We start from the raw sequence: 24,827 nt of genomic DNA on the forward strand, positions 1-24,827 counted from the left end.
GAAACCCAGACCACCCCCGCTTCGGCGCGCCCGCGCCCCCGCTGAAACCCAGACCACCCCCGCTTCGGCGCGCCCGCGCCCCCGCTGAAACCCAGACCACCCCCGCTGCAGGGCACGCGCCGCTTGAGGGGCAATTTCGGAAGGCACGGGCGCCTCCGGTTTCACACCCACGCCCTCGCTGAAACCCAGACCACCCCTGCTTCACCAAAACTCCCCATATCAGGCGCCATGAAACAGGCACGGGAGGCCCGGGTTTCACACACGCCCCCCGCTGAAACCCAAACCACCCCCGCTTCGGCGCGCCCGCGCCCCCGCTGAAACCCAGACCACCCCCGCTGCAGGGCACATGCCGCTTGAAAGGCATTTTCGAAAGGCACGGGAGGCTCAGGTTTCACGCACGCGCCCACGTGAAACCCAGACCACCCCCGCTTCGCCAAAACTCCCCATCTCAGGCCCCATGGAACAGGCACGGGCGGCCCAGGTTTCACACACGCCCACAACAACCCACACAGGGGAGGCCCAGGTTTCACACACTCGCCCACGTGAAACCCAGACCACCCCCGCTGCACGATACGCGCCGCTTGAAGGGCAATTTCGGAAGGCACGGGAGGCCCGGGTTTCACACACGCCCACAACAACCCACACAGGGGCGGCCCAGGTTTCACACACTCGCCCACGTGAAACCCAGACCACCCCCGCTGCAGGGCACACGCCGCTTGAAAGGCATTTTCGAAAGGCACGGGCGGCCCAGGTTTCAACCCGCGCCCCCGCTGAAACCCAAACCACCCCCGCTGCAGGGCACGCGCCGCTTGAAGGGCAATTTCGGAAGGCACGGGCGGCCCAGGTTTCACACACGCGCCCCTGGTTCTCTTCTGCTCACGCGAAGCCCCGGGCATCCGCGGGCAACACAACAAGACCGCCCGACCCCATCGGGGTCGGGCGGTCAGTGGCGGTAGCGCTGGGATTTGAACCCAGGGTGGCTGTGACACCACACAGCATTTCGAGTGCTGCACCTTCGGCCGCTCGGACACGCTACCTTACTCGTCCACTTTACTACAGCCACCCCCTGGGAACGCAAATCGGCCACGCGCGCTGGGAGCAGAGCCACATTCGAGCGTCCCCTGCAGCCACGGTCAAACACCCACGCTTCCCGCCCACCAGCGACGGTCTGGATACCCTATGTCCGCCGCCCCCGAGCACCCCCGCTCCCCCATCCGGACTCCCGCTCGACGCAGGTGGACGTGGCGCGCCGCAGGACGGCGGACCGGGCCAGCTCGCGGGGCCACTCACCACGAAAACTCCGCGCGCAGGGGCAAGGTACAGGCGCATCGAGGATGACACCGGTCAGGCCAACGTGGCCTCCGCGCGCAGGGGCACGGCCGCGGAGCTTGCGCCCCGCGCCCCTGATCACGGCACGTGGCCCCCGCGCGCAGGGGCACAGCCTGACAGGCGTTACAGGGCCTGCCGGTGATTGAACGTCGCCCCCGCGCGCAGGGGCACGGCAAACTCGGCCAGCTCGCGGGGTCGCCTCGGCCAGCTCGCGGGGCCGCTCACGACGAGAACCACGCACACCGGGGCGACGGCGAGGCAAGGTTTCTCCCTCGAACCCTCGCGTCACGCAGGTGATGGACTACCCTGTCAGGGAACGTACTCAATGCAGTGAAAGGACATGTCGTGTCTGCGCCTCACGCGGCCAAGCAAACGTCACTCAAAGAACTCACCCTGCGCGGCATCATCATTGGTGGCGTTATCACGCTGGTCTTCACGGCGGCGAACGTGTACTTGGGCCTGAAGGTCGGCCTGACGTTCGCGACCTCGATTCCGGCCGCCGTCATCTCGATGGCGATTCTGCGTTTCTGGAGTGATCACACCGTTCAGGAGAACAACATCGTCCAGACGATCGCGTCTGCGGCGGGAACCCTCTCCGCGGTCATCTTCGTTCTGCCGGGCCTGGTGATTGTGGGCTGGTGGAATGGCTTCCCCTACTGGGAGACGATGTTCGTGTGTGCGGTCGGTGGCGCGCTGGGCGTCATGTATTCGATTCCGCTGCGTCGCGCCCTCGTGACCGGCTCTGATCTGCCCTATCCCGAGGGTGTGGCCGGCGCTGAGATCCTCAAGGTCGGGGATGCGAAGGATTCGGGCGAGGACAACAAGCGCGGTCTGATGGCGATCACGTGGGGCGCGATCGCGTCGGCGGCGATGACGTTGCTCGGTTACCTCAAGGTCACCGCCTCGGAGGTGGGCGCGGCATTCAGGATCGGTTCGACGGGGACGATGATTTCGACGTCGCTGTCGCTGGCTCTGATCGGCGTGGGGCACCTGGTTGGCATGACGGTTGGCGTCGCGATGCTCATCGGCATGCTCGTGTCCTACGGTGTCCTGCTTCCTCTCTACGCTAATGGCGCTCTTGACGGGGCCGAGGATCTCACCGACGCACTGTCCGCCGTCTTCAAGAGCGATGTTCGCTTCATCGGCGCGGGCGTCATGGCGATCGCGGCCGTGTGGACGCTCGTGAAGATCATGGGGCCGATCGCTCGCGGGATTTCCGAGTCGCTGCGGGCCTCGCGCGGGGCGAAGGCCAGCGGGCAGGGGCTTGAGCGCACGGAGCAGGACATTCCCGGCACGTGGGTGATCGTCTCGATCGTGGCCGCGATGATCCCGATTGCTGGCCTGCTGTGGTGGTTCATGCGCGGCACGCAGATTGAGCACAACACCGCGCTCCTGATCGCCGTGTCCGTCCTCTTCATTCTCCTTGCTGGCCTTCTGGTCGCGGCCGTGTGCGGGTACATGGCGGGTCTGATCGGTTCGTCGAACTCGCCGGTGTCGGGCGTGGGGCTCCTCGTTGTCGTCGTGACGGCGGTCGTCGTTCTCGCGGTTCATGGGCGCGGGGCGAGCCTGGAGGAGAACACGGCGCTGATCGCGTACACGCTGTTCACGTCGGCCATCGTGTTTTGTATCGCCACGATCGCCAACGATAACCTGCAGGACCTGAAGACGGGTCAGCTGGTGGGCGCTACACCGTGGAAGCAGCAGGTCGCGCTGGTCATCGGCGTGGTTTTCGGCGCGCTGATCATTCCGCCGGTGCTGCAGCTGATGCAGAACTCCTTCGGATTCCAGGGTGCGCCGGGCGCGGGTCCGGATGCTCTGGCGGCCCCGCAGGCTTCGCTGATTTCGTCGCTGGCGAAGGGGGTCCTGGGTGGGGGCATCGACTGGAAGCTCCTCGGGATCGGCGCGGTGATCGGCGTTGTCGTCATCGTCATCGACGAGGCCTTGCGTCCCGCGTCGAAGGGCAAGTTGGCCCTGCCTCCCCTGGCGGTCGGCATGGGCATCTACCTTCCGGCGTCGCTCACGATCCTGATTCCGATCGGCGGCCTGGCGGGCTTCCTGTACAACAGGTGGGCGTCCAAGCAGGCGGACCCGGAGCGCGCGAAGCGGTTCGGGACTCTGGCGGCGACGGGCCTGATCGTGGGCGAGTCCCTGTTCGGAGTCGTCTACGCGGGCATCGCGGGGGCGACGGGTTCGGATTCGCCGCTGGCGTTGCCTTTCATCGGCGAGGGTTTCTCCCCGATCGCGAACGTGGCGGGCATCGTGTTTTTCGCGGGTTCGGCGTGGCTGCTGTACGGTTTCACCCGCAAGATCACGCGCGAGGCGGATCGCGAGTCCGCCTCGAAGTGACCCGCTGAGCGCCTCGCTCGTTTCACTGAGGACCCCGGCTTCGTCGACAGGGACGAGGCCGGGGTTCCTTCCGATTCGAGGCCGGGGATGCGTCGTGTCGCGAGAGCGAGGTCGGCGCCGGGCACACGCGTTAGGGCGCGCGAGGCCCCGGGCGGCGCGAGGCCCGGGTCGAGGACCGTTTTATGCCCACAAGCGTGGACATAAGTCCCACAATGTGATCATCCTCCCTTTGGATATCCGGCCTATTGCGCACGTCAACACACATTTGCATCATCTTTAGCCACATTTACTCTTTCGTGACCAACAAATAAATGCTACTTTTATCGCATGAACCACATCCTGGAACCGGACGTCGCGTGGCTGCGGGACCCAGGAGCGTCGGTGAACCGCCTCCGGGTTCACTCGACGTGGAGGTCACGTCGGCCGATCCAGATGCTCTCCAGCACCTGGCAGGTCAGTAGCGCGATCGGCACTGCCGCCGAGCTCATTGAGCGCGCCCCCACCCAGCGAAACTTCGGGGCCACCTCCGTGCCCGGCATCCTGGAGTTGGACGGCTCCTGGCCCTCTCAGAACGAGCGTTCACCCGATGCCGCAGCCCGGGATGGGCACGCCGAGAGCCGGATCCGCGCCTCGATCCTGCGCCGCGAGTTCTCCCTCGACGCCCCGCTCAAGGAGGCAAGCGAGCGCGGATGGATGATGACCCTGACCTTCGGCGGTTTCTCGGGGCCGCTGTACGCGTGGGTCGATGGCTCCTTCGTCGGCTTCTGTCCGGATGGTTTCATTCCTGCGGCCTTCGACGTGACCGACGCCCTGGAGCCGACGCACACGCACGCGATTAGCGTGCTCCTGCTGGAATCTCCCGCGTGCTGCCACGGCCTGTTCCGGGAAGTGTCGCTGGAGGCACGGCCCCCCTCCCACCTCGTGGATGTCTTTCCGATGGCCTCCCACGACGGGGCATCGGGAAGCCTACGGCTGGAGATCGAGGCGACGGGGGGTGGGCGTCTGCGCGCCGCCCTGCTCGGCGAGGCTCACCAGGAGGAGATGTGGTCCGCTCGCGGCGTTCCCGACGCGCCCATCGTGGCTCAGGGACTCGACGTGATCCCGTGGAGCGCGGAAGAGCCCGCCCTGTACACGCTGGTGGTGACGCTAAGCGCCGAGGACGGCACCGAGGACACCATCGCCCTGCAGGTGGGCTTCCGGGGTCTTGAGACCTCGCCACAGAACGTTCGGCTGGGTGGACGCCCCCTGGTGCTGCGGGGGGTGCGCCGCAACGAGTGCCACCCCCGCACGGGTTTGGCGGTCGGGCTGCCCGAGATGCTGGAGGACATCGTGTGGTGCAAGCGCCACGGGGTCAACGCCATCGAGATCTCGGACGCGCCCGTGCACGCCCGTTTCTACGAGCTCGCGGACGAGTACGGCCTCTACATCATCGACCATCCCTCCGCGCTGCACCGGTCGGGCGAGGCCTGCGCCGAGGCGGTCGAAGCCGCGATTCGTCGGGATCGCGCCCACCCGAGCGTGATCGCCTGGTCGCTTGGCGACAGCGGGCAGGAGGAGCTCGCGCGTTCCTTGGATCCGACGAGGCCGCTGATGAGCGCAAGCGGCTTCCCGGAGCTGGAGAAGATCCGCGGCGAGGAGCTGCACTACGCTCCCGTGTCGGTAGCCCCCTCCTACTCGGGGGTGACCGTGCGCAATCACATGACCTTCACCTCGACGGGTGACCTAGAGTTCCTGTGCCGCACCGTCGAGGACGGGCACGCGACGTGGGAGTACCCGGCGTTCCTGGATGTCGCGCCCGGCGAGACGGCTTTCCTCCCCGTGGAGTGGCCGGCCTCGGGCGTGCGCGAGGTGTCGGTGCGACTGTCCTACGGCACGGGATGGGCTCCGGCGGGCTTCGAGATCGGGCGAGGCTTCATGCCTGCCCCGCCTCAGGGGCTTCGGTAGGCCAGCGCAGAGCGCGGTGCGCCGACGCGGGGGCGGTTCGCCTTGGCGAGTTCGTCGGCGTCTCCGGCGGCCACTGCGCCGACGCCGGGGCGGCCACTGCGAACTGTCCCCCGCGCCACCGCCTCGACGAGTCTTAGCGGAACGCGCTTGAGGAAACCTAGCGGAACGCGGCCCTCCTGCGGGGGATGGTGGGCATTCCGAGCATGACCGCTCCCGAGCCGCCGGGCGGCTCCTCCGCGTCCACGAGGTGCAGGACCTCGCCGTCGCGCGCGTCGGGGGATTGCAGGGCGGTGGCCAGCATCAGCTTAATGCGGTTGAGCTGGTTGACTTCCGAGGCTCCCGGGTCGTAGTCGACGGCCACGATGTTGGCCTCGGGGTATCGGGTGCGCAGCGCGCGGAACATGCCCTTGCCGACGACGTGGTTGGGCAGGCACGCGAAGGGCTGGGCGCAGATGATGTTGGGACACCCGTGTTCGATCATGTCCACCATCTCGGCGGTCAGGTACCAGCCCTCGCCGGCCTGGTTGCCGAGCCGAGCGATGTCCTGGGATCGGGAGATCATCTCCTCGATGGGCCGGTGCGGCTCGAACTTGCCGTTCGTGGCAGCGAAGGCGCGGTGCACGGGTTTCTCGTACTTCTTGAGCGCCCACAGGACGATCGGCATGATGTAGCGCTGCTTGCCGTCGATGCCGAGGTTTTCCTTGTCCCACGCGGCGGTCGCGACGGAGTTGTGGAAGAACTGCATGAGGCCGGGCAACTCCGCCTCGCAGCCCTCGGCCTCGATGACGTCGACGGCGTGGTTGTTGGCGTCGGGGTGGAACTTCACCAGGATCTCGCCGACGAGGCCGACGCGCGGCTTGCGGGGGATGTCGCGCAGGGGCAGGGCGTCGAAGGCGCGCACGCACTCGCGGATGATCTTTGAGTACGAGGTGCGCCCACCCAGGGCGGCAACCCGCCCGGTGGTGATCCACTCCTGGACGTAGCCGTCCCACGTGCGGTACAGCTCCATCGCGGACCCGGGGCGCTCCTCGTAGGGGCGCACGCGCAGGAGCATCGACTGGATGGCGTCCCCAATGACGAAGGCCTGGATGGCCTTGTGGATCTGGGCGGCGCCCAGGCGGAAGCCCGGGTTGTCTTCGATGCCCTGCACCGACAGCGCGATGACGGGCACCTGCGGGTACCCGGCGTCGCGCAGCCCCTTGCGCAGAAGTGCCGCGTAGTTGGTGGCGCGGCACATGCCGCCCGTCTGGGTGATCCCGACGGCGGTGCGGTCGGGGTCGGCGCGCCCCGAGATGAACTCTTCGAGGAGCTGACCGATGACGACGATCGCGGGGTAGCACGAGTCGTTGTTGACGTACTTGAGGCCCACCTCCATGGAGGCGCGCGTCGTGTGTTCCAGGACCCGCACTTTCAGGCCCGCGCTCGCGAAGAGGGGGGTGAGGAAGCGGAAGTGGATCGGCGACATCTGGGGGGCGAGGATCTCGTACCCGGCCTCGCGCATCTCCTCGGTGAAGACGGCGCGCGGATGGATGTGGCGGGCCTCCTCTTCGCGGGCGGCGTCCCCCGAGGGGTCGCGCAGGGCGGCGGTGTCGACGGCGCCGGAGACGAGGCCGACCGACGAGGCGGGGGCCAGTTCCTCTCCTCGCGTTCCCGTTGCCGCCTCCTCGTCGGAGTCGGCGGTGAGCGAGGCGCGCTCGGTGATGGCAGCGTCGAGGGAGCGCAGGCGAATCTTGGCGGCGCCCAGGTTGGAGACCTCGTCGATCTTGAGGACGGTGTGCACGTCACCGCGCCCTTCGAGGATCTCCTGGACCTGGTCGGCGGTGATGGCGTCAACGCCGCAGCCGAAGGAGTTGAGCTGGACCATCGCGAGGTCGGGTTCGTCGCCGACGCGGGCGGCGGCCTCGTAGAGGCGCGAGTGGTAGGACCACTGGTCGACGACACGCAGGGGGCGTTCGAGGCGGGCGTCGATGATGCTGTCTTCGGTGAGGACGGCCATTCCGAGGCCGACGATGACCTCGGGGATCCCGTGGTTGATCTCGGGATCCAGGTGGTAGGGGCGCCCCGCCAGCACGATTCCACGCACGCCGTTTTCGCGCATCCACTCGATGGTTTCGACGCCCTTGGCCCGGATTTCGGCCTTGACGGCGGCGTCTTCCTCCCACGCCTTGTCGAGGGCGGCCTTCATTTCGTCGACGGGGATGTCGTAGCCGTATTCCTTGAAGGTCTTGGACAGGTGGGCGGGAAGGTAGTCGCGGTTGCCGAAGTTGATGAAGGGGCTGATGAAGCGCACGCCCGGTTCGGCGAGCCGCTCCATGTTGTTGCGGATGACCTCGGGGTAGGTGGCGACGATGGGGCAGTTGAAGGAGTTGTCGGACTCGGTGAGCTTTTGTTCGAAGTCGACGCACGGGTAGAAGATCGTGGTGATGCCCTTGTCGAGCAGGGATTCGATGTGCCCGTGGACGAGCTTGGCGGGATAGCACACGTTCTCCGAGGGGATGGACTCCATGCCGGTCTCGAAGAGGTCGTGGTTGGAGCGCCCGGAGATCATGACGCGGAAGCCCAGGGCGGTGAGCATCGTGAACCAGAACGGGTAGTTTTCGTACATGCCGAGCACGCGCGGCACGCCGATGTCGCCCCGGAAGGCTTTCTTTTCGGTGAGCCGCCGATACCCGAAGATCCGCTTGTACTTCCAGTCGTAGAGGTTGGGCAGGTCGGATTTCTTGGGCACGCGCTCCAGGGAGGCGCCGCGCTCGCAGCGGTTGCCCGAGACGTGGCGCTCGCCGTTGGAGAACGTCGAGATCGTCATCTGGCAGTGGTTCTGGCACAGGCGGCACGTCTTGCGGGTGGTCTCCACGCTGAAGTCCTCGAGGGCCTCGACGGTGGCCAGGGACGAGGTCCCCTCCCCGGTGTCGTGCATGCGCGCGGTGAGGGCCGCGCCGTAGGCTCCCATGAGTCCGGCGATGTCGGGGCGCACCACCTGTCGCCCGGTGAGGAGCTCGAAGGCGCGCAGGACGGAGTCGTTGAGGAAGGTGCCGCCCTGGACGACGACCTTCTCCCCCAGGTCGGAGGGGTCCTTGAGTTTGATGACCTTGTAGAGGGCGTTGCGCACGACGGAGTAGGACAGGCCTGCGCTGATGTCGCGCACGTCCGCCCCTTCCTTCTGCGCCTGCTTGACGGAGGAGTTCATGAAGACCGTGCACCGGGTGCCCAAGTCGACGGGCGAGGCGGATTCCATGGCCATGCGGGCGAAGGAACGCACGTCGGTGCCCATCGTCTGCGCGAAGGTCTGCAGGAAGGATCCGCAGCCCGACGAGCAGGCTTCGTTGACGGAGATGGAGTCCACGGCGTGGTCGCGGATGCGCAGGTACTTCATGTCCTGGCCTCCGATGTCGATGACGGAGGTGACGCCGGGGCAGATGAACTCGGCGGCCCGGTAGTGGGCCATCGTCTCGATCTCGCCCTCGTCCAGGGTGAGGGCGGACTTCACCAGGCCCTCGCCGTATCCCGTGGAGCAGGAGCGCCCGATCTCGCAGCCCTGCGGCAGCGCGCCGCGCACCGCGCGCACGATGTCGACGGCGGCGGTGACGGGGTCGCCCTCGTTGGAGGCGTAGTGGGTGAAGACGATGCGGTCGCACGAGTCAATGACGACGGCCTTGATCGTGGTCGAGCCCGCGTCGATGCCGAGCCAGCAGCGCCCCTGGGCCTCGTCGAGGCTGGCCTTGGGGATGACGTCGAGGCTGTGGCGGGCCATGAACTCGTCGCGGTCTTCGGGGGAGGCAAAGAGCGGGTCCATGCGCGGGGATTCGACTTGGACGGGGGCGGCGGCGAGGCGCTTCATGAGCGCCGAGAGCCGCTCTCCGCCCGCGTCGATGGGGGTGGCGCCGGCCTCCTCGGCCTGGCGTTGCCTCTTGGCAGCCTCCTTGTCGGCCAGCAGGGCGGCACCGATCGCGACGTAAAGCTGGGCGTCGTCGGGGGTGACGAAGGCGTCGGCCTTGGGCAGGAGGTTCTTGTAGGCCTCGCGCAGGGCGGGCAGGAAGTGCAGGGGTCCGCCCAGGAACATGACGGTGCCTCGGATCGGGCGCCCGCACGCCAGGCCTGCGATGGTCTGGGTGGCGACCGCGTTGAAGATGGAGGCGGCAAGGTCCTCGTGGGCGGCGCCCTGGTTGATGAGGGGCTGGATGTCGGACTTGGCGAAGACGCCGCAGCGCGAGGCGATCGGGTAGAGCTGGGTGTGGCGGGTGGCCAGCTCGCCCAGGCCGGCCGCGTCGGTGTGCAGGAGCGTGGCCATCTGGTCGATGAAGGCGCCCGTTCCTCCCGCGCAGGTGCCGTTCATGCGCTGCTCGGGGGTGGGGTGCAGGTAGGTGAGCTTGGCGTCCTCGCCGCCCAGCTCGATGACGACATCGACCTCGGGGTGGAGGCGCTGGGTGGCCTCGGTGCCAGCGATAACCTCCTGGACGAAGGGGATGCCCATGGCGCGTGCCGTCGTCAGGCCACCGGATCCGGTGATGGCCGCGTGGACGCGGATGCCGGGCAGGGAGCGCTCGATGTCAGCGAGGAGTGCCCCCAGGGATGCGCGCACGTCGGCGTTGTGGCGCCGGTAGTCGGAGAACATGCGGCGATTTCCGTCTAAAACGACGGCTTTGACCGTCGTGGAGCCGACGTCGATTCCGAGCTGATAGGGACGTGGAGCGTCTGGGCGCTGCGTTGTCATGGGGACCTCCTGGGATCAACCCACAACATAGAACCCTGATGGTGGCGCGTCAAAGCTCCACCGGGGAGGCTCGGCGACATGCTGTTAAACGGGCTTTGTCCCGCCGATATGTCGATGGCCGCATGTCGGCGGGAAAAAGGGTGTGAGGAGCACCGAGCAGGAATTACAACATATGAAGCGTTTCGAAAATCAACCCGGTGGTAGCGGGGCGCGTTGTGGGCGGCACTTCGGGGGGGTGCTCCGGGGGGTGCTCCGGGGGGCTCTCCGGGGGGCGCTCCGGGGGGCGTGCTCCGGGGGGCGTGCTCCGGGGGCTCCGGGGGGCGCACGTTAGCCCACCTGGTGGCGGCCTCGGCCCACCTATGCGCACGTTAACCCACCTGGTGGTGGCCTCGGCCCACCTATGCGCACGTTAACCCACCTAGTGGCGGCTGGGCACAGTGGCCCAGGCTCCACTAGCAGGGCCCAGCTGCGCATCAATGGGTTAACCCTGCCACCTCGAGGGCCCCACCGCCACAAGCCACCGCAAGCCGACGCCAGCATCCTCGCAATCTGCGACGGTGCCCAACAAACGGCGACGCGCTCCGGGGGCGTGCTCCGGGGGCTCCGGGGGGCGCACGTTAACCCACCTGGTGGTGGCCTCGGCCCACCTACGCGCACGTTAACCCACCTAGTGGCGGCTGGGCACGGTGACCCAGGCTCCACTAGCAGGGCCCAGCTGCGCATTGATGGGTTAACCCCACCACCTCGAGGGCCCAGATGCCGCAAGCCTGCACCATCGGCCTCGCAATCTGCGCCGAAACCCAAGCAAACAGACGGGCGCGCCGAGTCACCTACGAGCCGCGATGCGGATCGCGCGCACCTGGGTCGCTTTGACGCTGGCCCAGAGAGGGTCGCCGAGGCCCGCGCCCAGTTCGGCCCACGCCGAGGCTGTGATCCGGGCGGTCACGCAGACCCCCTCCGCGAGCGCGATGCCGACGCCGACCAGGGAGCCAGCGATGTCGATCCGGGTGACGCGACCGGGCAGGACGCTGCGGGGCGAGGCGTGGGACTCCTCGCGTGCCAGGGCGACGGCCTCGGGAGGAAAGATCAGGGCGAGGCGCTCACCCAGTCCAACGCCCCCAGCGGACCCGGAGCCTTCCCGACCATTCGTAACCGCGCCGGGCGCGGTGCCCGGGATACCCGCAGCGTCGGCTCCCCTTTCTTCGGGCGCAACGTCCGCAGCCCACAGCATCCCCTCGCCGACGCGCACGCCGACCAGTCCCGGACGTTGAACGACGGAACCGGTGACGATGTTGAGGCCAGCGAGGCGCGCGGCGAACACCGAGGAGGGCGAGGCGAGGATGCGCGCGGGTTCCCCTTCCTCGACGACGCGGCCGTCCCCCATGACGATCATGTGCGAGGCCAGGGCCAGGACCTCGGTGATGTCGTGGGAGACGAGGACGGTGGTGATGCCCGATTGGCTCAGGCGTTCACGTAGGACGGCGGAGACCTGGGCGGTGGCCTCCACGTCGAGGGCGGCGGTGGGTTCGTCGAGGATGAGCACGTCGGGCCGGAAGGCGAGGGCTCGGGCGATGGCGACGCGGGCGGCCTGCCCCCCGGAGAGGTCGGACGCGCGCCTGTGAGCGAGGTCGGCGATGCCGACGGCCCGCAGCTGATCGATGGCGGCGGCCCGAGCCTGGGCGCGTCCGACGCCGCGCACCCGCAGTGGGAAGGCGACGTTGGCAGCCACGCTCATGTGCGTGAAGATGCGGGGCGCCTGGGAGACCATGGCGACGCCGCGTCGGCGCGCGGGCACGAAGGTGGTGGCGTCGTCAACGGCGCGCTCCCCGATCCGCGCGGATCCCGAGTCGAGGCGCAGAGTTCCGGCCACGACCTGGGCGAGGGTAGACTTTCCTGCGCCGTTGTGGCCGACCACGGCGGTGACGACGCCCGCCTCCAGGCTGACCTGCGCCTCCCAGCCGCGCTGGGCGATCGTTCCGGCGACGCGCACGGGCACGGGTTCGCTCGGGGCATCCTCGGCGCCGTCGTCCTCTGCCCGCCTCGTGGCCGCGCGCAGGAGGGAGGCCGCGCGCAGAAGGGAGGCACCGCGCAGAAGGGAGGCGCCGTGCAGAAGGGAGGCGCCGCGCAGAAGGGAGGCAGCGGCAGGCACCGGCCTTGTCAGTCGCAGGAAGGAGGCGGCGCGCAGGAGGGAGGCGGCGCGTCCCCAGGGGGTTTCGGTGAGCGCGACGACGAGGACCGCGACGGCGAGCAGGACGACGCCGAGCGCGAGGGCGAGGTCCGCGTCGGATTCTCGGGCGAGGTAGATCTGCAGGGGCATCGTGCGGGTGACTCCCTGCATGGACCCCGCGAAGGTGAGGGTGGCTCCGAACTCTCCGAGGCATCGGGCCAGCGCCAGCGCGGTGCCGCGTCCGAGGCCGGGCAGGACGGTGGGGAGGGTGATCTGCCAGAAGACGCGCGTGGGGGATGCGCCCAGGGAGGAGGCCATCTCCTCGAGCCCCGGCTCGCGGGCGCGGAGGGCGGATTCGAGGGTGACGATGAGGAAGGGGAGGGATACGAAGACCTGGGCGATGACGACGGCGGTCGTCGTGAAGGCGATGTCGAGGCCGGCACCGCTCAGGAGCGCGCCGAGCGTGGAGCGCCTGCCGAAGGCGGCGAGCAGCGCGATGCCGGCGACGACGGGTGGGAGGGAGAGGGGCAGTGCGACGAGGATGCGGGCGGCGCGCACGCCTCGCCACGAGCGCGACAGGAGGAGGGCGGCGGGCACGCCGAGGATCAGGTCGGCTCCGAGGGCAAGGAGGCAGGTGCGCAGGGAGAGGGCCAGGGCGGAGGTGGCCTCGTCGGTGGAGAGCGTGGAACCCAGGGAGCCCCAGTTGACGCGCCCGAGCATGAAGAGGAGGGGCAGGGCCAGGAAGAGGAGGGCGAGCGCGCCGAGGCCCCCCGCCCACAGGGGCAGGGGGCTCACGGCGGGGGTGCGGCGCGCGCTCACGCGTTGATGCTACTTCGCGGCGGGCGTGAAGCCGGCGCGTTGGAGGAGCGTCTGTCCCTCGGCGGAGAGGACCAGGTCGATCCACTTCTGCCCGAGTTCCTTGTTGGCCGAGGCGGACACGAGCGCGATCGGGTACTTGTTGACGGCCTCGTCGGCGCCCTGGATCGGCACGGTGTCGACGGCGTCGCCTTCGGCCAGCGCGTCCGTCTTGTAGACGATTCCGGCGTCGGCCTGGCCGGAGGAGACCTTGCCGCGCACGTCGGTGACGGCCTGTTCCTCGGAGACGGGGTTCAGGGTGACGCCCAGCTTTTCGGTGAGGGTTTTGGTGAGCTTGCCGCAGGGGACCTCGGGGGCGCACACGACCAGCTTGACGCCGTCGAGGGAGGAGTCCAGGCCGGTCACGCCCGCCGGGTTGCCGGGCGTGGTGATGAGGGTGAGGGTGTTGGTGACGAAGACGGTCTGGGTATCGACCTGGTTGGCGTCGGCGGCCTTCTTCATGGTCGACTCGTTGGCGGTGGCCAGGACGTCCACGTCGGCTCCCTCACCGAGCTGGGCGACGAGGTCCTGGGAACCCGCGAAGTTGAAGCGGACGTCGACGCCGGGGTTCGCCGCCTCGAAGGTCTTCTCGAGTTCGCCGAAGGTTTCGGTCAGCGAGGCGGCGGCGTAGACGTTGAGGACGGTTTCCTTGGCGGGCGCCCCGGTGGCCTCGGACGAGGCGGTGGCGTCGGTCGCGGGGCTCGTCCCGCCGGTGCAGGCGGCCAGGGCGAGGGCGGCGGCGCCGAGGACGGGCAGGATGCGCAGGGAACGCACGCGAGACTCCTTTTGAGTGGGGATGGAACGCGTTTAATCTAACAAGGGGATTCTCCGGGCGCAACGCCGCGGGCCAACAGCGCCCAATTCGTTACTTTTCCTTGATAGCTCAAGGAAGACGAGAGGCGATTAAAAGTGCCTACACCCCTTTCTTTTCGCCTGTTGGCTCGGGCGCGAGCCGCACGCCGACGGAGCAGCCCGGCGGCACGGCACCCAAAGACTATTTTTCGCGGCCACACAACGCACTTAATGCGCCGGGTTCTCATCGGCAGTCTCAGGCTCCGCCCGCCGCCGTCTCAGGGACTAGGATCGGCGGTGAAAGCACCCGCTGCTCCTCGGAGGACATCATGCCCAAGCCCGTCTCCTACGATCTTTCCCGGATCGACGCCCGCATCATCGTGTATTCGAGCCGCATTCACGCTGGCACGAAGGAGGATCGGGCGACTCCGGCATGCGCGCAGGCCCTGGAGCGCGCGGGCTTGGGTTCGGTGTCGTCGACCGTGGTCCCGGAGAGCCGGGGTGCCTTGGAAGCGCAGATCCGCGAGGCGATCGAGGCGGGGGCGCGCTTCGTGTTGGTGCTGGGCGGTTCGGGGTTCGGGGTGGGCAACGAGGCCCCCGAGGCGGTCCGCGACGTGGTTGAGGTGGAGATCCCCGGTATCGCGGAGCAGATTCGCTCCCACGGGCTGGCTCACACACCCCTGTCGGGCTTGTCCCGCGGGGTCGTGGGCGTGACCGCCCGGGATTCCTCGGGGGTTCTCGTGGTCTCCTCGCCGGGGTCGCGCGGTGGGGCGCTGGACACGCTCGAGGTCCTCACTCCCCTGCTGGGCGCGATCTTCCACCAGCTGGACGAGGCGCGCTAGGTCGCGCCAGCCTCAGCTCCCGCCCATGCGCCCCGCGATCGCGACGCCCGCTCCGGCGAGGGCGGTGAGCGCCGCGCCGAGGAGGACATACCGCCACGCGCTGGCGGCGAAGGAGCCGGCGACGCCGGAACCCGTGAGGGTGGAGGCGGTGGCGTCGAGCGCGCCGGTCGCGTCGAAGTGGTAGGTGACCCCGTCGATGACTGCCCACTGGTTGGCCAGGGCTGACGCGGAGCCGTCGAAGTAGTAGCGGTTGCCAGAGGGGCCGTCCCACCAGCCGGTCGTCGCGGCGGGGCGGCCCGCCTGGAACCACCAGGCGCGCGGGGTTTCGGACTCGTACTCGTGTCCCCACTGCGCGTGGGCGACGCCGTCGTATTGGATCTCGTCGTCGGCGAAGACGCACACGAGCGCCGGGACGTTCAATGATTCCCAGATGTTGCCCATGGGAAACCACTTGGTGTCGCCGTGGAGGACCAGGAAGGACAGGCGGTCGGGGCTGTGGGATGCGGCACCCGTCTGGATGATCGCGCCGGGGTGCAGGGCGGCCATGAATGGGACGGAGTTGGAGGATTCCGCCCCGTGGTGGCCTGCTTTGAGCATGTCGACCTCGCCGACCTCGGCGGCGATGTGGTCGGAGTGGGCGTGGGTGCCCAGGTAGAAGGCCACGTTGGTGTCGTTGACCCCTTGGTCGTCAAGGTATTGCATCAGCCACTCGGTCGTGGACCCGGCGGCGGCGGCCGTGCCAGTGCGCACGGGGTAGCGGGGGTCGGAGCCGTCGGGCAGGTCGGCGTCCTCGCCGCCGTCGATGATTCCGTACCAGCCTCCGCTCTCGATGAGGATCGCGTCCGAGGAGTCGGAGGACAGGATGAAGATCTTGGTCTGTTCGTCGGTCGCGGCAGGGAAGGTCAGGGTGGAGGCACTCACGGACGAGGCCTCGACCGACTTGGAGTTACTCAGGGGAAGGGTGTTCCCCGGCGTCCAGGAGTCCATGGACTGCTCGGCGGCGGACTGAGTATCGTCGGCGCGGGCGGTCCCGACGAGAGCGAGGGACGAGGCCACGGCGGTCGCGACAGTCATCGTCAGGGCCGCTGTGAGGCGGGCGCGAGGGAACGTCATGAGTGGCCTTTCGCTCAGGATTGGTCCTCTCACGGTACAACGGGCAAGCGCCGCCCACCTGCGTTGATTCGCGGTGGGCGGCGCTTACGTGAGGAAGTTGCCGAGGCGTCAGGGGGTGTAGCCGAGCCAGCTGCCATCCTATTCGGAGCGTCGCGGCAGAAGCTGGTCGAGCCATGCGATCAAGTTCAAGTATTTCTTCTCTGTCTCCCCCTCGACGGCGAGAACGACGATAGGCCTCACCCGTCTGCTATGGGAGCGGCCCCTAAGCCCACGCGAGGATTTTCTCGTCGGCGCGTTCTTCTTACCCACATTGTTTCCTAGAGTCGCGGGACGCCGCCGAGGCGACCCGACATGTACATCCGCTGCAGGTCGCTGCCGGAACGAATGTCGGACGAAGGGAAGTCCGTCAGCCTCGTAAGCTCGGACCGATGGTTATTCTTCTCGACCAGCCAAATCTCGTCTCGCCGCAATAGGTCGACGCGCAGGAGGTGAAGCTCGTGCGTCGTAAAGATGAGCTGTCGTTGCTCGTCCGGCCCCGACGCATCCAGGAACAACCGGATGAGTTCCTCCGTGAGCTTGGGATGGAGTGAGTCCTCAAGTTCGTCAATCAGGTACACCCCGGACCGCTGTTTCGTTCCCGCCCAATACAGGATGGGGAGCAGATGCAGGTAGCGAACACTCCCGTCGGATTCCTGCTCGAGAGGAAGTCGGAATTCGTTGCCTCCGCCCGTGTGTACGGTTACGAAGCGCTCGTACACAACGTCTCCCTCCGCGCCCAGCCGAGCGCGAAAGACGGCTCCGTTTTCCGCATTCAGGTACACCTCGGACCTGTTGTCGGTGAGCTGGCTCTCGACCTCATCGAGGACTTTGTCTTCCGCGGGCACCTTGGCTCGAGGCACAACGGTGAAGCAGATGTCGGAAATACCGGTGTCGGCGACTGTGAGCCCCTTCCCAACTGCGGCACGAAAATCCTCGTCATGCGCGATTTGCTGCGGCATGAGGATATAACGCGATCCGCGGCCAACAATCGTCAGACGTTGGAACCATGCGATCACGGATCCGAGTAGCCGTTGCTCATCGTCAATGAGTCCCGCGTTGAAGCAGGTCTCGAGGAAGAGGCGATTTGGCTGCACGGTCTTCGACACCGCGTCGAGCGACACGTCGTCTTCTAGATCACCGTAGAGAGAGATCTCCTGGCCGTGGCGCTCAAAGACGGCTTGCTCGTCTTCCGAGCGCAGGCGATACAGAGACTCCTCAACGACGTGTTCCGCGTTGAATGCCACCTCGTAGTAGACGATGGCCTTTCTATTCGACGTCGCATCCTGCGCATCGAGAACGATCTCGACGCCGATGACACTGGGCCTGTCGGCACCGAAGAGAAGGTGCGGGTGATAGTGCAGGCGCTGCCCGCGCTTGCGCGGCTCACGCAGCATGGCCTGCAAGTGAGCGAGTGCGTCGAGGAGAGTAGATTTTCCCGCCGCATTCGCGCCGTAGATCGCGGCAACGGGAAGCACACGGTTCTTGCTCCCCAGGTAGAGCGTCTCGCCGTGGCGAGTCTCCTTGCCCGCAATCATCGTGAAGTCGACCGGTTCCGAAAAGGACTTCCAGTTGTCGAGATGAAGGACTCGCAGCATCACTCTCCCACTTTCCCGTTTAGTTGTAAAAATTCTACATCTTTTCGGGAATGAAATCTAGGTGTCCTACGCCATCCACAGGACTCTAGGGTCCTCCGGTCAACCTGCCGACCCGCGAAACAGCACCCGACGTAAGAGCCGCCCACCCGCGTTGATTCGCGGTGGGCGGCGCTTGTGTGAGGAAGTTGCCGAGGCGTCAGGGGGTGTAGCCGAGCCAGCTGCCCGACGCGGAGAAGACCGAGTATCGGCCTGCGATGAGGACTCGTCCGGTCACCATGCTTCCGTCCTCGCTCAGGTAGTACCAGGAGCCCGCGCTGGGCAGCCACCCGGTGACCATGGCGCCCGAGGCCCCGAGGTAGTACCAGGAGCCTCCGCTGGCCAGCCACCCGGTGACCATGGCGCCGGAGGGGTCGGCGTAGTACCAGGAGCCGGCGTCCTGGAACCAGCCGGTGCGCATCGCGCCCGACGCGCCCAGGTAGTACCAGGAGCCTCCGCTGGCCAGCCATCCGGTGGCCATCTGTCCGCTGCCGCGCAGGTAGTACCAGGAGCCGCCGTCGTTGATCCAGCCGGTGGTCATGCGGCCGGAGGAGTCCATGTGGTACCAGGAGCCGTCGGCTTGGCCCCAGCCGGTGACCATTTGGCCGCTCGCGGGGTCGAGGAGGTACCAGGTTCCCCTGTCGTTGAGCCACCCGGTGTGTGCGCGGCCGTCACGCAGGTAGTACCAGGCGCCGTCGTTCTGGGTCCATCCGCTCGCGGAGGAGGGGTGTCCGGCCGAGTCGATGTAGTAGAGGCCGTTTCCGTCCGAGATCCATTCGGAGGTGGCCATGGCTCCGGTGGCGCCCATCCAGTACCACTGGCCGTTGTCGCTGACCCACGTGGAGGCTTCGGCGGAGGGCTTGCCCGCGAAGTAGTACCAGCTGCCGCTGCGTCCCTGCCACCATCCGGTTGTTGGCGCGGGGCGCCCCGCCTGGAACCACCAGGCTCGCGGGTGTTCCTCGTCGTATTCGTGTCCCCACGAGGCCTTGGTCAGGTCGTTGTAGGAGATCCCGGAGGGGGTGAAGGTTGCGATCACGGAGGGGATTTTTGCGTTGTCCCATAGTTCGGCGGCTGGCGCCCAGGTGGCCTGGCCGTGGATGACGCTGGTGGTGAGGCTGTCGGCGGCATAGGCTTCGGTGCCGGTTTGGATGATCATGGCCGGGTCCAGCGCCTTCATGAAGGGGGCGAAGTTTGAGCTTCGCAGGCCGTGGTGTCCGGCCTTGAGCATGTCGACTTTTCCGACGGCTCGCGCGACGCGCGCCTCGTAGCCGTTATGCGTGACCCAGTCGGCCTCGGTGTCCATGAGGTCGGCGGCCAGGAAGGCGGTGCGTCCGAAGGCGGTGACTTTCGCTCCCCACCCCATGAGGTTGGCGTCGGTTGTTCCCGTGACCTTGTACTTTTCTTCGGGGTCGAAGGGGATCAGCTGCACGTCCATGTCGCCGAGCGTGACGTGGGTGTTGTAGCCGTCGACGTGCTGGACGAATTGGGCGCCGTAGGTTGCTTCGGCCCAGTGGGCGGCCTCGACCATGTTGTCGTAGACCCACTGGTTGTCCCAGAGGCCGTTGGGGTTGGTGATCCAGCGGTCGGAGTATTCGGGGGTGAAGATGACCTTGGGCCGGAAGCGCCTGATGATGTCGTCGGCGTTGTCGATGTGGTCGGAGTGGGCGTGGGTGCCCAGGTAGAACGCGAGGTTCGAGGAGGTCACCCCGTGGTCGATCATGTATCGCAGGACCCGGTTGGTGTCTCCGACGTGGGCTGGGACGATTCCTTCACGCAGGGGGTAGCGGGGGTCGCTTCCGTCGGGGGCGCCGATTCCTTCGGCGCTGTCGACCATGGCGAAGACGCCGCGCGATTCCAGCATGATGGCGTCGGCGGAGCCGATCGTGAGGACGTGGATCCGGGTGGGGCCTTCCGTTCCGGGGAATTCGTAGACGGTGGCGTCGAGTTCGTCCTGCGTCTCGGGCGAGGCCTCGGGCTGCGCGCCCGTTCCGGTGGCTTCTGGCGTCTCGGGGCCCGTGTCGTCGGTATCTTGCTGGGCGCCCGTGCCGCTCTCCGGTTGTGAGTCGGCGACGGCGCTGGGTTCCATGTCGCCGTGGGTTGCGCGTTCTCCTGCGGGGGAGGCGAGCGCGCTGGGGGCCAGGGCTGTGATGATGAGTCCGGACAGGGCGGCGGCGCCGAGGCGCTGGAACAGTCCGCGGTGAGGAGTATTCATGTGAACACCTTGATGGGATAGATCACCAGTACTTATTTGGTAAATCTACACCCGTCGCAGCCTGCCTACAAGTCTTTGCGTGAGATTGCGCTCCCGCCAGTCGTGGCCCGCGGCGCCCAGGTATCCCGGTGCGCCGCGTGTCACGGTCACTTGCGGTGGTACCTGGGGCTGGTGCCCAAATGAACGGGACCAACATCGTCCATCGAGGCGGCTACCTCATCGAGACCGCGATACACGTAGGACTGACTCAAGGTATCGGGGTTAGGCTCCACCACACCATCGGCATAGTCCTGGACCTCCTGCACCGTCGGAGAAGACCCACCCTCCTTCTGAGCCAAAGGATTCTCATCCGGATACTGCGAAGGATCCGTATTCACCAACGCACCCCCATTGATCGCCCCATAACCCGTGTACGGATTCCACTCATGATTCGGATTAAGCGCCGTCTTAGTCACAACCTGCAACAACTGATTCGCAGTAGCATCCGGCCACTTCTGACGCCCCAACGCCAACATCCCAGAAACAAGTGCGGCCGAGTTCGAGGTTCCGTCGGTATCCTCGATCTTGCCCGTCTCATAGTTCCGGCTGGCAACCGGGTTGCCGAAGGCCGCCGTGGTCACGCCGTTACCCCACGAGGAGTAGCTAGCACGCTGGCCGTCCGCAGTGATCGCCGCGACACCCACGACCCCCGACCACTTGCTCAGCTGATTGTTGTTGTTGTCCGATCCCGTATTGCCTGCCGAGTTGACAACTATAACCCCCGCACTCACGGCACGAGCAATCGCCCACTTGACATCATCGCCGCCCTCGGTCCCTTCCATCGAAATCGAAATAATCTGCGCCCCATCATCAATGGCTTGATTGATCAGTGCAGCGAAACGATCAGGGGCTGGCGACATGCTGCTACAGGTTCCCCGAGAGATCGAGTTCACGTTCACTCGTTGGTAGGTATAGAGGACAGCGTCGGGTGCGACACCGAAAGCGGGAGAGACCAACATTGACGCCATGCCCGTCCCGTGAGACTTACCAGAAAGAGAATCCTCAATCGTGCAGCGGCTCTTGTCGGTGATGTTCGCGCCCTTGAGTTCCGGAGCGCTGGTGTCGACGGTTCCGTCGATGAGGGCGATGGTCACGCCCTTACCCGTGTACCCCTTCGCCCGAGCAGTATCCAGGTGGTAGTAGGAGAAGTACTCCTGCGTCGTAATCACATCCTCCGCACGCGCAGGAGCAGGCGCCAGGGCAAGAACACCCACAGCCAACACGGACGCGGACACGAGCGTGGTCAGGGCGCGCGCGGCGCGCCCCGCCCACCCCACACGAGTGCGGAGCCAGGCGGGGGCACCGGAACGGGGGCGTGTCGCGATCACTTGCGGTGGTACCTGGGGCTGGTGCCCAAATGAACAGGATTTGGAGTCCCCAGCTCAGCAAGAAGTACGAGCGTCTCGTCTGTTCCTCGATACACAAAAGAGCCGTCGAAAGTCAGAGCGGCCAGGTCAACCAATCCGTCAGCATAGTTCTGAACCTCCTCCGCAGTCGGACTGGAGCCTCCCTGCTTCTGAGCGAGGGGGTTCTCGTCCGGGTACTGGGAGGGATCGGTGTTCACCAACGCACCCCCGTTGATCGCCCCATAGCCCGTGTACGGATTCCACTCATGATTCGGATTGAGTCCCGTGGCAACCAACACCTGCAGGATTTGATTGGCGGTCGCATCGGGCCACTTCTGAAGGGCGAGTGCCAGCATACCGGAAACAAGCGCCGCCGAATTCGACGTTCCATTCGATTCTGCAGGTTTCGTCGGGTCATCATAGCTACGGGTCTTAAAGGGACCGCCGACTGCAGACGTGACGACACCATTACCCCAGGAAGAGTAATCGGCCCGTTCTCCTGTGGGAGTAATAGCCGACACTCCGACGACACCCGACCAGTGACTCAGCTGATCAGCATTGTTATCGCTTCCAGTATTACCTGCAGAGTTAACGACAATGACGCCTTTGCTCATAGCTCGGGCAACGGCCCACTTAACTGATTCGCTATTGTTATCGCCACCTTGTGAAATAGAGATAATTTGGGCGCCGTCATCAATAGCTTGATTGATCAACGCCGGCATAGTATCAAGATTTTTTCCAGTACTTTCGCACGTTCCTCTCGAGATAGTACTGGGAGTCGTGATCTGGTACGAGTAGAGAGTCGCATCCGGAGCAACCCCAAAGTATGGGGAGACGAGAATAGAAGCCATATCAGACGCATGGATCCTACCCTGCGTTGATGCTTCGATGGTGCAGCGGCTCTTGTCGATAATGTTGGCGCCCTTGAGCTCGGGGACACTCGTGTCCACGGGGCCGTCGATGAGGGCGATGGTTACGCCCTTGCCCGTGTACCCCTTCGCCCGAGCAGCATCTAGGTGGTAGTAGGAGAAGTACTCCTGCGTGGTGATCACGTCCTCCGCACGCGCAGGAGCAGGCGCCAACGTGAGAGCACCCGCAGCCAACACGGACGCGGACACGAGCGTGGTCAGGGCGCGCGCGGCGCGCCCCGCCCACCCCACACACACGCGAGGCAGGCGGGGCACACCACCATGGTTCAGGGTCACATGGTTCGGGTTCACCATTGGCGAGGATCCCAACCATCATCAGCGCGCTTAGCCGGAGCAATATCCTTATCCGACCCATACGTCTGAGACATCGGATTCACATAACCCGCAGGCAGACCATCCTCATCCTCATCCTCAAACCTAAACGCCACATACTTACGCCGACGCGACTTCTTATCCTGCTTACCAGCACCCGCACCAGCGCCAGCACCGCCACCCATGAAGCCACCAGCACCAGCGCCACCACGACCAGCAGCACCCGCGGCGCCACCCGCGCCGCCAGCACCCGTCGTCCCCGTCACGCCAGAAGACCCAGCAGCACCAGAACCAGCCATACCATTAGCACCGGCAACACCAGCAGGCGGCTTATACGAACCAAAACCCGACCCCGAATACGAGCCAACCTTCAAACCAGCACCACCAGCGCCCGTGCTACCACTGATGCCACGCAACCCGGCAGCACCCAGGCCGCCGGCAGAACCCAGGGAACCCGACCCCATACGGGCCGCGCCACGCAGGCCCAGGCCGGCCGCACCCAGCACGCCCGCGCCGCCCAGGCGACCGGCCACAGAAGAGTCGGACGACGCGCCGCCGCCGTTGAGGCGCCACAGCGGGTGATCCGCATCAGCCGGCGGAGCAGGCGTGTGACCGCCCACCACACCGTTGCGATACGCCGTGCCATTGACCCGCGTGTGCAACAGATCCGTGTTCATCAGATCCTGAGGATCCGTGATCGGGTTCGTCCGAGACCCCACCTCACCATACGCAGGCTCCCGCGTCTCCAGCGCACCCGAGGCAATCGTCCGATTACGCGCAGCGGCAGCATCAGCCTCACTCAACCAAGGCTGATCAAACCCACCCGGATAGGTGCTAGAGGAGCCGCCGCGGGCACCGCCGCGCCCGAAGCCGTTGTCAGGCGAATAGTCCCACGGATCGGGCGATGCCCCAGAACCCGAGCTGCCGGGCTTTTGCTCCGATTGCTCACCCGATGTGGGAATGGGTGCTTCCGCTTGGCCATCAAGATCTTTGCTATAGCGCGTAGTCTTTCCGTTGACCATGTCCAGAATTCTCTGGGAAGCGGCCTCGCGCTGGGCGTTGGCCTGCGCCTCGACCGCGTCAACGTAGGCGGCGCCGGTCGTCAGGCGCGTGTTGACAAGTGGAACGGTGACGCCGCCGCCCGGCTGATCGGAAGGAACGGCCACGATTGGAAGGCCTCGCATCGCGGCGGTCTTGGAGTCCAGGAGGTCGGGGGAAATCGTCTCCGCCTCCTTCAGGGCCATCTCCATGGACTTCCGGCCGGCCGCGTAGGCGGTGTATCCCCGCTGGTACTTCGCTCGGTATGCCTCAATGCGGCTGATCGAGCGATCGACCCACTTGTTCATCGCGTCCCCGGTCTTGCCCGAGAAGCCGTGGCTGTCGCGGTATGCCTTCAGGCGGTCGATGGCCTCCTGGAAGCCCTCCAGCGTCTTCTTGTGGTCGGGATCCCACGCATCGAGCCCGCGGTTGGTGCGGGCCGCCTCCATGAACGTCTTGAGTCTCTCGTAATTCGGTGACGAAACCATGATTGATGTCCTTTCCGCAGTGACTCTCAGTATTCGTCAGGGCCGGAAACGGCTACCGGCACGTTCGGGGGAGGCGTGGCCCCTCCGCCGGTAGCCGCGGAGCCCGGCGCAGATGGATTCAGCGAGGGGGTGGCCGGAAGCTCTTCCTTGGGCTTGAAGCCCGCCTTCTCCATGGACGACGCGAGGGCTTGCGCCTGCTCGGAACCCGCGAGGTCCTGGAGGGTCCCGTTCACGGTCTGGAAGGACCGCTCGTTGTCGGCCTCCGTTTCCTTGATCGCCGTCATCGCCTGCCGCATCTTCGTCTCGAACTCGGCGATCAGCGCGTTCTCCTTCGACAGGACGTCGGAGATGCCGTTGAACATCTCGCTCGCCTTACGCCCAAGGGCCTCGGGTCCGGCCTCGCTGCCCCACGCGCTTGACGTCTGGGCCGAGCTGAGGGAGTAGGAAGCCTTCGAGGACGTATCGACGGCCTCCTGGCTCGCCGTGACCTCCTGTGCTGCCCGCTGCTGAGGATCCTCTTGGTACCCCTGCCCGTCTTCGCCTGCCATTGTGTTCTCCTTGCTCTCGTGATGGGTTACTCGGCGCACCGCGCCGCGACTACTTCGACACCTTAAAACGCCGCACCAACGGCTGAGCGGGCTGATCCGGCCCCTCAATCTTCAACGTCCACACATACGTCACATCGGAGCTACTA

Annotated in this window: 13 protein-coding genes and 1 tRNA gene; 3 read left to right on the plus strand and 11 right to left on the minus strand. The window is 66.3% G+C overall.

Annotation, left to right across the window (positions count from 1 at the left end; genetic code table 11):
• Positions 1-947: 947 nt before the first annotated feature.
• Positions 948-1,037: transfer RNA gene (locus HMPREF9006_RS05625), tRNA-Ser, on the minus strand.
• 637 nt (positions 1,038-1,674) lie between these two features.
• Between HMPREF9006_RS05625 and HMPREF9006_RS05630 the strand changes: the two genes are divergently transcribed.
• Positions 1,675-3,675: an OPT family oligopeptide transporter gene (locus HMPREF9006_RS05630; protein WP_009212604.1), complete on the plus strand. Its 2,001-nt coding sequence runs from the start codon at positions 1,675-1,677 to the stop codon at positions 3,673-3,675.
• A 327-nt stretch (positions 3,676-4,002) separates the two neighbouring features.
• A complete protein-coding gene (locus HMPREF9006_RS05635; RefSeq protein WP_009212605.1) occupies positions 4,003-5,619 on the plus strand; it encodes a glycoside hydrolase family 2 TIM barrel-domain containing protein in 1,617 nt (538 codons plus the stop codon).
• Between the two features lie 157 nt (positions 5,620-5,776).
• On the opposite strand, the gene HMPREF9006_RS05640 is transcribed toward HMPREF9006_RS05635, so the two are convergent.
• From HMPREF9006_RS05640 to modA, 3 genes are all read right to left on the minus strand, one after another.
• Positions 5,777-10,330: an acyl-CoA dehydratase activase-related protein gene (locus HMPREF9006_RS05640; RefSeq protein ID WP_009212607.1), complete on the minus strand. Its 4,554-nt coding sequence runs from the start codon at positions 10,328-10,330 to the stop codon at positions 5,777-5,779.
• Between the two features lie 826 nt (positions 10,331-11,156).
• On the minus strand, positions 11,157-13,316 hold the full coding sequence (locus HMPREF9006_RS05645; protein ID WP_009212608.1) for an ABC transporter permease: 2,160 nt from the start codon (positions 13,314-13,316) through the stop codon (positions 11,157-11,159).
• Between the two features lie 9 nt (positions 13,317-13,325).
• Positions 13,326-14,126, minus strand: a complete 801-nt coding sequence (gene modA / locus HMPREF9006_RS05650) for a molybdate ABC transporter substrate-binding protein (protein WP_009212609.1) — start codon at positions 14,124-14,126, stop codon at positions 13,326-13,328.
• Between the two features lie 347 nt (positions 14,127-14,473).
• Here modA and HMPREF9006_RS05655 point away from each other — a divergent pair, with 347 nt between their 5' ends.
• On the plus strand, positions 14,474-14,986 hold the full coding sequence (locus HMPREF9006_RS05655; RefSeq protein ID WP_009212610.1) for a molybdopterin-binding protein: 513 nt from the start codon (positions 14,474-14,476) through the stop codon (positions 14,984-14,986).
• Between the two features lie 12 nt (positions 14,987-14,998).
• Here the strand turns inward: HMPREF9006_RS05655 and HMPREF9006_RS10855 are convergent, their stop codons facing one another.
• The 7 genes from HMPREF9006_RS10855 to HMPREF9006_RS05695 all read right to left on the minus strand — a co-directional run bounded on the left by HMPREF9006_RS10855 (position 14,999) and on the right by HMPREF9006_RS05695 (position 24,681).
• A complete protein-coding gene (locus tag HMPREF9006_RS10855; RefSeq protein WP_009212611.1) occupies positions 14,999-16,099 on the minus strand; it encodes a hypothetical protein in 1,101 nt (366 codons plus the stop codon).
• Positions 16,100-16,416: 317 nt separating this feature from the next.
• Positions 16,417-17,733, minus strand: a complete 1,317-nt coding sequence (locus HMPREF9006_RS05670; protein ID WP_009212612.1) for an AAA family ATPase — start codon at positions 17,731-17,733, stop codon at positions 16,417-16,419.
• Between the two features lie 196 nt (positions 17,734-17,929).
• Positions 17,930-19,981: a cell wall-binding protein gene (locus tag HMPREF9006_RS05675; protein ID WP_009212613.1), complete on the minus strand. Its 2,052-nt coding sequence runs from the start codon at positions 19,979-19,981 to the stop codon at positions 17,930-17,932.
• Between the two features lie 146 nt (positions 19,982-20,127).
• A complete protein-coding gene (locus tag HMPREF9006_RS05680; RefSeq protein WP_232209836.1) occupies positions 20,128-21,348 on the minus strand; it encodes a S8 family peptidase in 1,221 nt (406 codons plus the stop codon).
• Complete coding sequence (locus HMPREF9006_RS05685; protein WP_009212615.1) at positions 21,345-22,589, minus strand: S8 family peptidase; 1,245 nt, start codon at positions 22,587-22,589, stop codon at positions 21,345-21,347. The genes HMPREF9006_RS05680 and HMPREF9006_RS05685 overlap by 4 nt, the downstream gene beginning before the upstream one ends.
• On the minus strand, positions 22,583-24,133 hold the full coding sequence (locus tag HMPREF9006_RS05690) for a hypothetical protein (RefSeq protein ID WP_034231212.1): 1,551 nt from the start codon (positions 24,131-24,133) through the stop codon (positions 22,583-22,585). Before HMPREF9006_RS05690 ends, HMPREF9006_RS05685 begins: the two co-directional genes overlap by 7 nt.
• A 26-nt stretch (positions 24,134-24,159) precedes the next feature.
• Positions 24,160-24,681, minus strand: coding sequence for a hypothetical protein (locus HMPREF9006_RS05695; RefSeq protein ID WP_009212617.1), 522 nt, complete (start codon positions 24,679-24,681; stop codon positions 24,160-24,162).
• Between the last annotated feature and the right edge of the window lie 146 nt (positions 24,682-24,827).

Source organism: Actinomyces sp. oral taxon 180 str. F0310, from assembly GCF_000185285.1.
Taxonomy (GTDB): domain Bacteria; phylum Actinomycetota; class Actinomycetes; order Actinomycetales; family Actinomycetaceae; genus Pauljensenia.